The sequence below is a fragment of the Pontibacter mangrovi genome (genome assembly GCF_006385705.1).
Taxonomy (GTDB): domain Bacteria; phylum Bacteroidota; class Bacteroidia; order Cytophagales; family Hymenobacteraceae; genus Pontibacter; species Pontibacter mangrovi.
In genome coordinates this window covers 78,300-91,227 of sequence record NZ_VFRQ01000012.1, presented here as the reverse complement: position 1 = coordinate 91,227, position 12,928 = coordinate 78,300, and the positions used below count along the sequence as shown (strand labels likewise).

Below are 12,928 nucleotides of genomic sequence, written 5' to 3'. Positions count from 1 at the left end.
TTGTTTCATCAAAATGCCCGATCGAGATGAAGATCCTCATAGATATCAACCACCCGGCACACGTACACTACTTCCGCCACTTTGCGCGCATCATGCAGTCCTATGGCCACGAAACCCTGTTCGTATCCAGAAACAAGGAGATGGCGCAGCGGCTGCTGGCCCTCTATAACATCCCTTACATGGACCGGGGCAAGGGCCGGGATTCCCGGCTGGGCAAGCTGATGTACCTGATCTACGCTGATTACCAGCTCTTCAAGATATCGGCGGCCTTTAACCCCGACCTGTACCTAAACTTTCTGCACCCCTACCCCTCGCAGGTGGCGGCTCTGCTGGGCAAGCCCTCCCTGGTTTTCAGCGACACCGAGCATGCCAGCCTGCACCACAAGCTTACCGTGCCCTTTGCCACCAAAGTATACACGCCAGCCTGCTATAAGCTGGACCTGGGGCAAAAGCACGTGCGGTTCAACAGCTTTATGGAGCTATCCTACCTGCACCCCAACTACTTTACCCCTAACCCGGCCATATTGGATGTGCTGGGGGTGCAGCCTGGCGAGAAGTATGCCATCGTGCGGTTTGTGTCCTGGGCGGCGGCGCATGATTTTGACCACACCGGCATGTCGGCCGCAAACAAGCTGAAGGCCGTGCAAACGCTTGCTGGGCACGCCAAGGTCTTCATCACCTCGGAGGGAGCGCTGCCAACGGCCCTCGAAAAGTATAGAATCAGCATACCGGTAGACAAGATGCACGATGCCATCTACTACAGTAGCTTGGTTTTCGGGGAGAGTGCCACCATGGCCTCAGAGGCTGCGGTGCTTGGCACACCGGCCATTTTTATCGACAACGACGGCAGAGGCTATACTGATGAGGAGGAGCGCAAGTATGGCCTGGTGTTCAACTTTACGGAAAGCAACGCCGATCAGCTCCGGGCCATCGACAAGGCCGAAGCCATACTCTCAGACAAAGACGCTCCGCAGAAGTATAAGCACCTGCGCGAAACGCTCCTGGCCGACTGCATAGACACCACACAGTTTATGGTAAACCAGGCCCTGCAGTTTAGTACTGCCCATCCTGATCCAGTAATGCCTGTTAACAGCTAAAGCACATTCGACGATGGTATCAGCTATTACCCAAAAAGAGATTCATACGCTCAGAATATCCGAAAGAATGGATTTCCTGATCGGAGAAGAAGTATTTGACATACTTGCTGATGATCGTTTTAAGCAGGGCTGGGACACGCTTTACCATAACTGCCCCTGGGCCACCGCCTTCCAGAGCCGGGGCTTTGTGTGCGCCTGGTACCGGGTGTTTCGCGATAGCCATCTGCCTCTTGTGGTAAGGGCTTATGAAGGCGATCGGCTGACGGGGCTGCTGACCATGGCCATACCTTATCCGGGCAATAGTAGAAGCAACTTAGAGAACGGAAGCGTGCAAGTGATGGGAGCCGGGGAGTTTGAGGCAGAATACCACTGCTGGCTCGCTGGGCCAGAGAACGGGGAGAAGTTCATCACAGCCGCCTTGCGCCAGATACTCTCGCGCCTGCCCAAAGCCAGGATCCAGTTCCGGTTTATACCTGCCGGGGCGCCGCTAGCCTGGCTCCGGCAACAGCCTGAGTGGCACAAAAAATATGTGTTGCAGCCCTACCACCGGCCCTTGCTAAATTTAAAGGCACCTGGCGTAGAACATACCATCAAGCTGCGACATCAATACAAAACAAAGTATAACCGGCTGCAGCGCCTGGGCGAGGTTCAGTTCCACAAGATCACAACCGAGGAGGCGTTTAAAGCGGCGCTGCAGGAGCTAAGCGTGCAGTATGATTTTCGGTTGGGTGCCCTGTACAACAAAAACCCGTTCCGCAACAAGCCGCTCAAGTTCGAGCTGATGGTGGAGCTGTTCCGCCAAGGCATGCTGCACGTGACCGTGCTCAAACTGGACGAGCATTACCTGGCCTCTCTGGTGGCCGTGGCAGACAGGGGCTGGGTGCACCTGCAGGGTTTAAACTCCCACTCCCCCTTCTTTGCCAAGTACTCTCCCGGAATGCTGCATTTTCTGAGCCTGGGAAACTACCTGCACCGGGAAGGCAAAGCCGTTTTTGACCTGACGCCCGGTGATGACAGTTATAAAGAGCGTTTTGCCAACGTCCACGACCAGGTCCATACCTTGGTGATATCCCATAACCCTGCATTTCTGCTTAAAAAGAAGCTAAAGAAGATCTTTCATACGTGGTTACTGGAAAAAGGCAAGCGCCCTATGTCGGTGGAGCTTGCCCTCCAAAAAAAGAAATACCAGCTAAAGCATACGCTACAGGCCGGGCTGAAAAATATGGCCCGACAGCAGCTGCAACGCCTGAAGCCACCAAAGCCAGAGGCACTTTTTCTCAAAACCGGGCCTTCTGCTACCCCGGTACCTGCTGTTGCTGTTAAACAGGATAGCCTGAGCGACCTTCTCCTTTACCAGGCAACTAAAGGTAACCTCAGCCGCTGGGAATTTACGGAAAAGGCCATGAGGCTTTATGAAAACGGCGCGCACGCTTATACCTGGACTGCCCACCAAAAACTGTTGGCATGTGCCTGGGTGGGAGGTGAGTTGCCAGACGGGGAGGCAGAGCAGGCTATCGCTGTTCATACTATCTATGTGCACCCGGAGGCCAAAGCAGAACTGGCCGCCTTTCTAGCCGCCGTTGCCGATGCCGTACTACAGGAAGATCCCGACAAAAAACTGATAGCCTTATGCCCGAGCGCGCGCGCAACGATAACGCATGCGCTGCACAAAACCGGTTTTACAGCCCTTACCCAAAATCTTTAATGCTTGCTATATGATCACATCGCTACCTATACCCGAACCGCTGCCGCCTGACTTGCACCAGCAAACAAAGCCTGTGCAGCTACTGCAGGGCCTGCAAGTGCTGCAGCTTTGCGCCGATGCCGAATTTTTGAACCATTGGGAGCACCTCTACCAGCACTGCCCCTGGGCCACTGTATTTCAAAGCCCGGCCTTTGCTTGCACCTGGTACAGGCACTACCACACTGCCTACCAGCCTATCCTGGTCCTGGCCACACAGGATGAACAGTTGACAGGCCTGCTGGCGCTGGCGCAAGACAAACGGGGAAACCTGGTGGCAGCCGGGGCAAGCCAGGCAGAGTACCAGGTATGGCTTTCTTCGGAAGAACATGCAGAAAGCTTTATCAACGAAGCCCTCACAACCCTGCGGCAGGCCTTTCCGCACCAGGACATCCACCTGGAGTATGTGCCCGCAGGCACCCCCCTTGCCTGGGCGCAGGACCCAAACGGCTGGGGCGCCTATTGCATCAGCAAAACGGCCAGGCAGCCGCTCATGCGCCTGGACCAGGAAAAAATAGCCAAAGAGCTTAAAAAGAAGAACCGGCGCGAAAAAATTAACCGCCTGAAAAGAGCCGGCAACCTGAGCTTTGAGAAAATCACCACAGGCCATACGTTCCGAAACGTGCTGGATGAGCTGGCCGTGCAAAGTGACTTCCGCAAGGGAGCCATGTATAATAAATGCGTTTTTCAGGAAGACCCGAACCGCAAAACCTTTCTGCAGGACCTCTTCCGGCAGGGCCTGCTGCATGCCACCCTGCTGAAAGTAGACCAGCACATTGTTGCCTCCAACGTGGGCGTGATTGGAAATAACTGGTTGCACCTGCAGGGCCTCAACACCCACTCCCCTTTCTTTGCAAAGCACTCCCCCGGCATCCTGCACTTTTTGATGCTCAGCAGCATGCTGGCCGAGGAAGGCATGGCGGTGTTTGACCTGACGCCCGGCGCTAACCCCTACAAAGATTTACTGGCCACGGATTATACCGAAGCCACTACGCTCACCATTTACAGTGAAAAGCGCCTTCGCAAGGCAAAGCTAAAGTATAAAGTGAATACGATCCTAAAGCAGCAGCTGCCGAAAATTGGCCTGGAGAAGCATACCATCGGCGGCTACAAGCAGCAGGCACAGATGCTGAAAGAAAAAGCGCTTATCCTGCAAAAAACCGGGGCTGCCCCGCTCCTGCAATTAGCCAGGCAAAGTATACAGGCTCCTTACAAGTATAAACACTACGCCCTGCCCCTGCCACCAGCAGCCGCTGCGTCACCTGTCGAACTGCAGCGAGACAGCCTGGCCGACCTGTTGCGGTATACCCCCGGCAACTCGCTGACCTGCAGGTGGGAGTTCCTGATGGAAGCCATGAAGCGCTTTGAACTGGGGCAGCACTGCTATACCTGGACCGCTAATGACCGCTTGCTCGGCTGGGCCTGGCTGGCCGACGCGAAGGCCCTGCAGGCAGAAGGCATACCGGGGGCAGCCATTCTGGAAAACGGTGTGGCGCTTCACAGTGTGCAGGTGCCATCTTCTGCTGCCGCCGCGCTATCTGATTTTATACGCGCCGTGGCAGCGGAGGCGGGCAAAGACAGCCCATCGCAGGCGTGCCTTTTTATCAGCCAGAACAGACAACAGGAGAAAGCCCTTTTACAGCTTGGGGCCAGTAAACTGCGACAAGTATAACAACACCTTCCCTAACCCTAAAACAGTACGACTATGTGTGGAATTGCAGGTATTATCCGGTATGACGAAAGCTCACCCCAAGAAAGAACGCTGCGCACCATGATGCAGCAGATGAAGCACCGTGGCCCCGACGATGAGGGCGTGTTTATAGAAGACGCCGCCGGCCTGGGCTTCGTGCGCCTCAGCATTATAGACCTGTCTCCGGATGGGCACCAGCCCATGCTGTCAGCTGATGGGCGCTATGCGATGGTCTTTAACGGGGAGATATTTAACTATGTGGAGCTGCGCGAGGAGCTACAGCAGCAAGGCATCACGTTCAGGACCAAAACCGACACCGAGGTGCTGCTGCAGGCCTACCTGCACTGGGGCCAGGCGTGCATGCACCGCTTTAACGGCATGTGGGCCTTTGCCATTTACGACCGGCAGGAGAAAAGCCTTTTCGCCTGCCGCGACCGCTTCGGCATCAAGCCGTTTTATTATACCCACCAAGCTGAGTTTTTTGGGTTCTGCTCCGAGATACCACCCCTGCTGGGCCTGCTGCCCGAAAAGCCTGCCGCCAATTATCAAAGTATCTTCGACTACCTGGCCTTTAACCGCACCGACCAGACCGACAGCACGTTCTTTCAGGAAGTGAAAAAACTGCCGCACGGCCATCAGCTTTCGATCAAGGACGGCACGGTGCGCATCAGCAAGTGGTATGACCTGCGGGAGCGGGTGGCGCAGGCAAAGCCCTTTACAAGTCCGCGGGAGTACAAGGAGCTGCTCACCTCGGCTATTGGGCTGCGGCTGCGCAGCGACGTGCCGGTGGGCGTGTGCCTGAGCGGCGGCCTCGACTCGTCCACTATTGTGGCGACGCTGCTGAAGGATTTCAACAAAACCGACCTCAACACCTTTTCGGCCGTGTACAAACAGGGGCAGACGGGCGATGAGAAGGAGTATATAGCCGAGTTCAGCCCTTACCTGCAGCACATGCACTATACCCACCCCGATGCCGACACCCTGGAAAACGACCTGCTGGAGTTTATTAAAGCGCATGCCGAGCCCATCCCCTCCACCTCGCCCTACGCGCAGTACAAGGTCATGGAGCTGGCCAAGGACAAAGTGGTGGTGACGCTGGATGGACAGGGGGCCGACGAGGAGCTGGCGGGCTACCACTACTTCTTCGGTTTCTTCTTTAAAGATTTGCTGCGGTCGGCGCGGCTCGGAAAGCTGGGAGGTGAAATGCTTCAGTACCTGAACAATCACCGCAGCCTGTACGGGGTGAAGTCCTTTGCCTACTTTTTGCTGCCCGAACAGCTGAAGACCTCGCTCCGGGTGGGTGAGAAAGGCTACCTGATGGCCCCTTTTGTAGCCCAGTACAGCACCACCAACGCCATAGCCGGCAAGCTCTACGGCTCCAACACCTTGAAAGACGCCCTGCTGGACCATTTTGAAAACAAGCTCGAGCACCTGCTCAAGTGGGAAGACATGAACTCGATGCACTTCTCGCTGGAGGCGCGCGTGCCCTTCCTGGATTACCGGCTGGTGGAGCGCACACTGGCCAGCGCAGACACCTGGGCCATCAGAAAAGGGATCACCAAGTATATTCTGCGGGAGGCCATGAAAGGCGTGCTGCCCGAAAAGATCAGACTCCGCATGGACAAGATCGGCTTTGGCACCCCGCAGGACGAGTGGTTCCGGGAGCCGCGCTGGCAGGCCCTGGTAAAAGGCATTCTCAAGAGTAGATCCTTTAAGAGCCGTAAGCTGATAGACCCGGAAATCGCGCTTCAAAAGTATGAACAGCACCTCTCCGGTGAAGCCAACATTGCGAAGGAAATATGGAAGTGGGTGCACCTGGAGCTGTGGTTCAGGACCTTTATTGACAAAGCCGAAAAGCCTGCTGAAGAAGCCGCCGTAGCCGAAAATGTATACTAACCTTTCTACCTGCAGCCGCTGTGGCCATTAACCAGCTAAAGGCGGGGGCGCTTTTGTCTTACGCCTCCATCGGCATGAGCAACATCATCGGGCTGCTCTACACCCCATTTATGCTGCGCATGCTGGGCAAGGCGGAGTTTGGGCTTTACGCGCTCATTGCCTCGGTGGTGGCCTACCTTACGGTGCTCGACTTTGGGCTGGGCAATGCGGTTGTGCGCTATACCGCCCGCTACCGCACCCAGGAGCTGGCGGAGGAGCAGTACGCGCTATTCGGGATGTTCTTTGCGCTGTACAGCGCCATCAGTTTGCTCGTGCTGGGCGCGGGTGTTTACCTTTACCATCACGTGGAGGTACTCTTCGGCAGCGCTCTTGCGCCCCCCGAAATGGCCCGTGCCCGCACCATGATCGTGCTGCTGATCCTGAACCTATCGCTTACCTTTCCGCTTAGCATTTTCGGCTCCATCATCTCGGCCTACGAGCGGTACGTGTTTCTGAAACTGGTGAACCTAGGCCGCATCATCCTTACTCCCTGCCTGATTATACCGCTGCTGCTGATGGGCTACAAGGCAGTGGGCATGGTCACCATCATCACGACGCTGAACATCCTCAGCCTGCTTATCAACTGCTGGTTCTGCCTTGCCAGGCTAAAGGTAAAGATCCGGTTCAGGGGGTTTGAGTGGGGCCTTTTAAAAGAGGTGTCAGGTTACTCGTTCTTTATTTTTCTGGGCGTGATCGTGGATAAAGTATACTGGAGCTCCGGCCAGTTTATACTTGGCATCGTGGCCGGCACTGCGGTGGTGGCTGTATATGCCATCGCCATTCAGCTCCAAATGTATTACATGACGCTTTCTACGGCTTTATCTGGAGTTTTTCTTCCTAAGGTAACTGCCATGGTTACCCGCAACACCGCCGACCAGGCGCTCTCAGACCTGTTCATTAAAACCGGGCGTGTGCAGTTTATGGTGATGGCTTTTGTGCTCTCCGCTTTTCTGCTTTTCGGCAAGTCCTTTATCACGTTCTGGGCCGGCACCGACTATGCCGATGCCTACCTGATCGCGGTGCTGCTGATGGTGCCGCTCACCGTGCCGCTCATCCAGACGCTGGGCATCACTATCCTGCAGGCCCGCAACCAGCACAAGTTCAGGTCCATCGTCTACATTATAGTGGCTCTTTCGAGCCTGGCGATCAGCATTCCGCTGGCCAGAGTGTATGGGGGGCTGGGCTGCGCCGTGGGCACTTCCCTCTCCCTTATTGTCGGCAACATCGTCGTCATGAATATTTATTACCACCGGAAGATCAGGATCAACATCCCCAGGTTCTGGAAAGAGATCCTGCGGATGGCGCTTCCGGCTGCGGCTGCCGCTGCCGTGGGTTACCTCATCGACCTGCTCTACCCCAGCGCATCGCTTTACTTCCTGTTAACCAAAGTAGCCCTGTATTTTTTGGTATACACCATGCTGATGTGGTGGAAAGGCCTGAACAAGTATGAAAAAGACCTGCTTGCCTGGCCTGCCAAAAAGCTGCTTTCCAGGGTGAGGCTGCTTACCAGCAGCTAAGCCATTGCCTTCTTGAACGGACGACATCTTAGACACCATGAAAAAAATAATCTTTGAGGGATACTATGGTTACAAAAACACGGGCGATGACGCTTTTGTAGAAGTAGCTGCCTGGGGCGCTGCCAAATACTGGCAATGCAGCAACAATTTCTTTGTGGGCCAGCACCTGCCCGAAACAGTGCACGAGGCCGCCGGCCTGAGAAACCAGGTTTTTCCGGGGCAGCACAAGCTGGAAAGTATGTACCGGCTAAGCAGCGCCGACGCCGTGGTCTCGGCGGGGGGCTCTACGTTCGAGAAAATACAGAACAGGTCGCACTTCCGCTCAGTGTCCGCCCTCAAGAAAAGGTACTCCTCGGGATTTAAGTTAGGGGCCATTGGAGTGTCGTTGGGGCCCTACAAAAGTATAGCACACGAAAAGTCTATCGTAGAGTACCTCAAGCGTCTGGATTTTTTGGCCCTGCGGGATGTATACTCTTATGAGCTGGCGTTGAGCTATCACTTGCCTTACAAGCCCATCAACGCGTTTGACCTGGCCGCCCTGTTGCCTCGTATCTACAACGGTAGTATACCGCCTGTACAGCAGGGCCAGCAGAAGGTTATCGGCATCAGCGTCTGTTATTTTGAGCGCTACCGGGATATCACCAAACTAAGCAACGAGGATAGAAGAACGCAGTACCTGCTGCGGCTCCTGCATTCGCTTGCCAAAAATCTGAACGTAACGCTACGGTTCATCGAGTTCAACGGGAACGCTTCCAAAGGCGACACCCAGCTGACGCTGTCTGTGATCTCGCACCTGAGGAGCCAGGGAGTAGAAAACGTGGAGTTTGTGCCTTACAACCCCAACACCAGCTGCATGTACAGGCAGTTGGTGTCCTGCGACGTGGTGTTGTCTGTTCGGTTGCATGCCTCCATTTTTGCCTGCTTTGCCGGGGTGCCGTTCTTCCTGGTTGAGTACCACCGCAAGTGCAAAGATTTTCTGGATAGCGTCGGCTACCACGAAGCCTACCGCTTAGGAGATGGCACCCAAGATATCAGGAAGACCACAGAACAAATAGCAGCGGTGTTAGACGGCAGCGGCCCTTACCTGCAGCCCACGCTCATGGCGGACTGCCAGGCACGGTCAGAGAGAAATTTCACGGAAGTGATCGTATAAGAGCGCCCTCGATTTACAGCCAAAAGTATAGCTGTTGCCCTGAGCCATACTTAGCTTACCTTTTGAAAGCCTATTTCCTGCAAGGTATGCTGCAAGGGCTTATCGCTGTCGCTCACCGTGGCGTAGAGGCCTGCGTCTCCAGCCTGGGGCAGGACTTCTTTGCATACCGCTGCTAGAAAACCAGGAAAGCCGGCCTTACTATCCGGATGAAAGTAGGAGCTGCAAAGCACGGACGCCAACGCAGGTATAGTTGCATCAAGCACCTGTTTGGCTTTGCCCGCCTCAGGTTGGCTTCTCACCCAGGCGCAGGCCTTCAGTTGCCCATTTTCCTCCCAGGTAAAGGCACGCTCGCCATTCTCCAGTCGCCTCATCGCATCCTCCAGAAACTCCCAGCGCGTTTGTTTCCCGCCTGCCACATGGTAGTTTAACAGGTCGGCCAGGTTGTTCTGCTTCAGGCTTAACCAAGGCTCCGGCTGCACGCGCAGTGCCCCTAGCACAAACGTATGGCTAACCGTTTCTTTTGCGCCGCCTTCCCTGATCACCTCAAGCCCGTTGAGCTTTGCCAGTTTCACCTTCTCCTTTGCCAGGCTGATGTTTCTCTCGAACTGCCCGCGCAACGCTTTGGGGTTGATGCCCGCCCGCGATAAGCCGTACATGCTGGCCTTTTTGAGGTAATCGTAGAAAAGCCTGCCCGCAAAGGCCTTTTGCCAATCGGTGATGGTGAGCTCATACAACTGGTCGTGCCCGGTGGCAAGGCGGTCTTTATAGGCGTGCCCCCCCGGCGTGAGATCGAAAGCGAAATAACCTTCGCCGTGCAGCTGCTGCCCCAGCATGGTCATGATCACATAGCCCGGTGAGTGCCTGCCAAACTCCGGGGAGTGTGTGTTGATGCCGGCCCCATGCAGCCATTGCCCTTTGCCCTCGGTGGCAACCAGCGAAGCTATAATCTTTTCGTCAATTTTAAGAAGCGTTACATGCAGCAGGTTCTGCTTAAACAGCCCCAATAGGAAATCTTTCTTGGCCGGGCAGCTTCTGAAAGGCAGTTTGTTTAAGGTGGCTCCTTTCCTGAAATCATACTGCACGGCCAACTCATCAATTACAGCGATAAACGTTTCTAAGTCCTTTACCTGTTCGTAGCGCAGTTCCCCCAGCCGGGCCAGGCGGTTGCGGCACTCCCGGAACTGCTTTTTGCGGAACAGCTGCTGCACCTCCGGGTTCGTGAACTCCATCACGGGTCTTTTAAAAGGCCGGATGACATAGCGGCGGCGCCAGAACGCATCGGTATGTAGCCAGGAAAGCGGCGTGTTCGGGGGAATATACTTAAACATGACCTTTTGCCCCGGGAAACGCTTCCGCACCGCTGCCAGGGCACTCCGTATAAAGCGGTCTTGATCGTTCTCGGTGACGAGCCAGGTATGGTAATAGGCATCCCAGCCCCCGGCAGCCGTTATCCCAAGCTTTTCCACGCCGCGGGCAAGGGTCAGCAGACCAGTTAACTGCCCATTCTCCTCTCGCTTCACGATGACCGGCTCGTACAAATTGCCGAAGCTGTTGTACCAGGTTTCAACGAAGGCGCTGCTCTGGAAAACCGTGGCCCAGTCGCATTGCTCGTATAGCTCATTCCAGGCTGTGATAAAATCCTCGTCTGCAAAAAGCGCCAGTGCTTTAGCGCCAACATAAACCTCTGTTTTGGCTAGCGTTTGTGGTGATAAGGTATAGGTCTGCTGCATAATAATCTATGAAATCAGGGTGAACAAACATAGGGAGAAACTAAATGGTAGCGACAGCCTCTGGCTCGGGCTTGTCTATACTATAGCCGTCTGGCGATGCCGCTGATTTCCTGGCCGGTTTCCTCCTGCTGGGGCGCTTGAGACTAAGCATCAGGGGCTTCCAAAGCCCGACCATCCGGCAGATATTCTCTGCCATAGAGGCTCCCTCTACTAAACCGAAGCGCGGCAGGGCATAGTTGTTGGCCAGGCATTCCTTGGTCAGGAACCGGGGCTCGCAGGTAAAGGCCATCTTGTAGCGCAAGTCCGACAGCACCCCAATCTCGCGTTTGCCGTAGTCTCCGTTGGGATAGGCAAAATATTTTACGCGCTTTCCCGTCCAGGTTTCCAGCTTTTCCTTGGAAGTCTTCAACTCCGAAAACAACTCTGATGTAGTACAGTTTACCAGTATGGGATGGGTATGCGTGTGGCCGCCGATGGTGACGTATTTAGAGTTGGCCACTTTGCTTACCTGCTGAATAGTCATGGCTTCCCGGGGAAGGGGCACTTGCTCACGGATGCTTTTGAGCATTTCCATGCGCTCGGCATTCGCCACTTTTTTAAGGGATGCCTTTAGCGGCAGCTTAAGGTTTAGCTCTTCCGCCCTGTCCAGGTAACTCCACCAATACACGCCCTGCTCTACCGGCTCCGAAGAAACAAAAATAGTGATCGGCACCTGGTATTCCTCGGCCAGCTCTATCACGTTCGCCTCGTTGGTCTGCCAGCCATCGTCGAGGGTAAGCAGCACGCCCCCCTTTGGCAGGGGCAGGTCCTGTAGCCTTATCTCGTCCAGGTCAGCCATACTCAGGAACACAAAGCCGTTCTTTTTCAGCCACTTCACACAACTCTTAAACTCATTTCTGGTGGGGTTATGAAAGTATAAAACGATCATGCGGTCGCCGCTTAGCGCTTTTTTCTTGGCACGTTTCACGAAGCCTAACAGGATGAGGATATAAGCAAAAGCACATGTTAATAAGTTTCTAACGTTCCAGTCCATAAAGTTTAAGTTGCAGGCTGTTTAACAGATATAAGGTTAGGTATGGTTATAGAGGATACCTGAAAAGCAAGGTGAACCATTTTATTAAAAACATATTTTATCTACGCATATTTACATTAAATAGCTGCCAAATTTTTGATTAAATAAATAAAAAGCTAAACTATTTTAGGGAAGGCACTTTATGATCTTGATCTGCTTTTGCTGTATAAATAGCCGTATCGCTTATCAGGATGTTATCAAAGAAAAGCACACGTTTTGCCGCTGCGGTTTTGCCGTTGTTCCAGCTGGCTTTGTAAATTCCGACCTTCCAGTAAGGCAGCCTCATGGCATACATGTTGCCTCCGCGACGTTGCAGCAGCTTTTTGCCGTTACACCATACTTCCAGCAAGCCCTCCGGCCCCGCCGAGTGGATGAAGTGAAAGACAAAGACCTGCCATGTGTTCTTTTGCAGTCGTCCTATGTCCACTTCTTCCAGTGAGTCGGGGTGCGCCCCTGTCCGAAGTATAAGCCGGTCGTTCAGCACCCTAAGCGAGGTAGCCTGCGTGCTACGTGAAGTTTGCCACCACTGGCTGATGACGTCGCTGGCCGTGTCGGGGGCATAGCCGGTGGCGGGTGCGTACAAGGCAAAGCGATACCACCTTTCGTCTCCTGACGGCCTGCCGTGCACAATCAGCTCGGCGCGGGTGCCGTGCTGCACTTGCGGGTCTCCATACCTTAACTCAAACCTGCCGGACTTATCGCCGCTAAAAACAGTGTCGGTCTCCAGCCTAAAGGCATAGGGCGTGGCAACCTGTAGCTGCTCGTCGCTAAAAGGAGGTTCCTCCTCAAAAGTTATTTCATCAGGCACCTCCTGCTGGTTGTAGCCAGCCTGCATGGGGGCGAAATGCGCGGAGGCCTTGGCAAGCAATGGCTCCAAAACAGAACACCCTGGAAGGTCTTTTTCGGGTACAGCGGCTAAGGCCAGCAAAAGAAGAACAAGGGTAAGTAATCTGCTAAAATCGCCCCTGCCCATACTTCACTCCCCTGGCTCCT

9 protein-coding genes are annotated in these 12,928 nt (G+C 54.5%); 6 read left to right on the top strand and 3 right to left on the bottom strand.

Annotated features, from left to right (window positions below):
- The first annotated feature begins 26 nt into the window (after nucleotides 1-26).
- From FJM65_RS18085 to FJM65_RS18060, 6 genes are read left to right on the top strand one after another with little or no spacing between them, the layout of a single operon-like run.
- The gene (locus tag FJM65_RS18085; protein WP_140623315.1) at nucleotides 27-1,097 is read left to right on the top strand and encodes a DUF354 domain-containing protein; all 1,071 of its coding nucleotides are present in this window, start codon (nucleotides 27-29) and stop codon (nucleotides 1,095-1,097) included.
- A gap of 13 nt (nucleotides 1,098-1,110) precedes the next feature.
- Nucleotides 1,111-2,802, top strand: coding sequence for a GNAT family N-acetyltransferase (locus FJM65_RS18080; protein ID WP_140623313.1), 1,692 nt, complete (start codon nucleotides 1,111-1,113; stop codon nucleotides 2,800-2,802).
- Nucleotides 2,803-2,812: 10 nt separating this feature from the next.
- The gene (locus FJM65_RS18075) at nucleotides 2,813-4,510 is read left to right on the top strand and encodes a GNAT family N-acetyltransferase (RefSeq protein ID WP_181163783.1); all 1,698 of its coding nucleotides are present in this window, start codon (nucleotides 2,813-2,815) and stop codon (nucleotides 4,508-4,510) included.
- 33 nt (nucleotides 4,511-4,543) lie between these two features.
- Complete coding sequence (gene asnB, locus FJM65_RS18070) at nucleotides 4,544-6,424, top strand: asparagine synthase (glutamine-hydrolyzing) (RefSeq protein ID WP_140623309.1); 1,881 nt, start codon at nucleotides 4,544-4,546, stop codon at nucleotides 6,422-6,424.
- Between the two features lie 20 nt (nucleotides 6,425-6,444).
- The gene (locus tag FJM65_RS18065) at nucleotides 6,445-7,980 is read left to right on the top strand and encodes an oligosaccharide flippase family protein (RefSeq protein ID WP_140623307.1); all 1,536 of its coding nucleotides are present in this window, start codon (nucleotides 6,445-6,447) and stop codon (nucleotides 7,978-7,980) included.
- A gap of 37 nt (nucleotides 7,981-8,017) precedes the next feature.
- Nucleotides 8,018-9,133 (top strand): polysaccharide pyruvyl transferase family protein, encoded by a 1,116-nt coding sequence (locus tag FJM65_RS18060; RefSeq protein ID WP_140623305.1) that lies wholly within the window; start codon nucleotides 8,018-8,020, stop codon nucleotides 9,131-9,133.
- A gap of 50 nt (nucleotides 9,134-9,183) precedes the next feature.
- Here FJM65_RS18060 and FJM65_RS18055 read toward each other — a convergent pair whose 3' ends face one another.
- The 3 genes from FJM65_RS18055 to FJM65_RS18045 all read right to left on the bottom strand — a co-directional run bounded on the left by FJM65_RS18055 (nucleotide 9,184) and on the right by FJM65_RS18045 (nucleotide 12,812).
- Nucleotides 9,184-10,863: a GNAT family N-acetyltransferase gene (locus FJM65_RS18055; protein ID WP_140623303.1), complete on the bottom strand. Its 1,680-nt coding sequence runs from the start codon at nucleotides 10,861-10,863 to the stop codon at nucleotides 9,184-9,186.
- Nucleotides 10,864-10,903: 40 nt separating this feature from the next.
- A complete protein-coding gene (locus FJM65_RS18050) occupies nucleotides 10,904-11,896 on the bottom strand; it encodes a polysaccharide deacetylase family protein (RefSeq protein ID WP_140623301.1) in 993 nt (330 codons plus the stop codon).
- Between the two features lie 160 nt (nucleotides 11,897-12,056).
- The gene (locus FJM65_RS18045; protein ID WP_181163782.1) at nucleotides 12,057-12,812 is read right to left on the bottom strand and encodes a polysaccharide lyase; all 756 of its coding nucleotides are present in this window, start codon (nucleotides 12,810-12,812) and stop codon (nucleotides 12,057-12,059) included.
- Nucleotides 12,813-12,928: the final 116 nt, after the last annotated feature.

Bases quoted from the DNA above. Each gene is read 5' to 3' on its own strand.
- FJM65_RS18085 (WP_140623315.1), top strand. From the start codon at position 27: ATGAAGATCCTCATAGATATCAACCACCCGGCACACGTACACTACTTC.
- asnB (WP_140623309.1), top strand. From the start codon at position 4,544: ATGTGTGGAATTGCAGGTATTATCCGGTATGACGAAAGCTCACCCCAA.
- FJM65_RS18060 (WP_140623305.1), top strand. From the start codon at position 8,018: ATGAAAAAAATAATCTTTGAGGGATACTATGGTTACAAAAACACGGGC.
- FJM65_RS18050 (WP_140623301.1), bottom strand. From the start codon at position 11,896: ATGGACTGGAACGTTAGAAACTTATTAACATGTGCTTTTGCTTATATC.
- FJM65_RS18080 (WP_140623313.1), top strand. From the start codon at position 1,111: ATGGTATCAGCTATTACCCAAAAAGAGATTCATACGCTCAGAATATCC.
- FJM65_RS18075 (WP_181163783.1), top strand. From the start codon at position 2,813: ATGATCACATCGCTACCTATACCCGAACCGCTGCCGCCTGACTTGCAC.
- FJM65_RS18055 (WP_140623303.1), bottom strand. From the start codon at position 10,863: ATGCAGCAGACCTATACCTTATCACCACAAACGCTAGCCAAAACAGAG.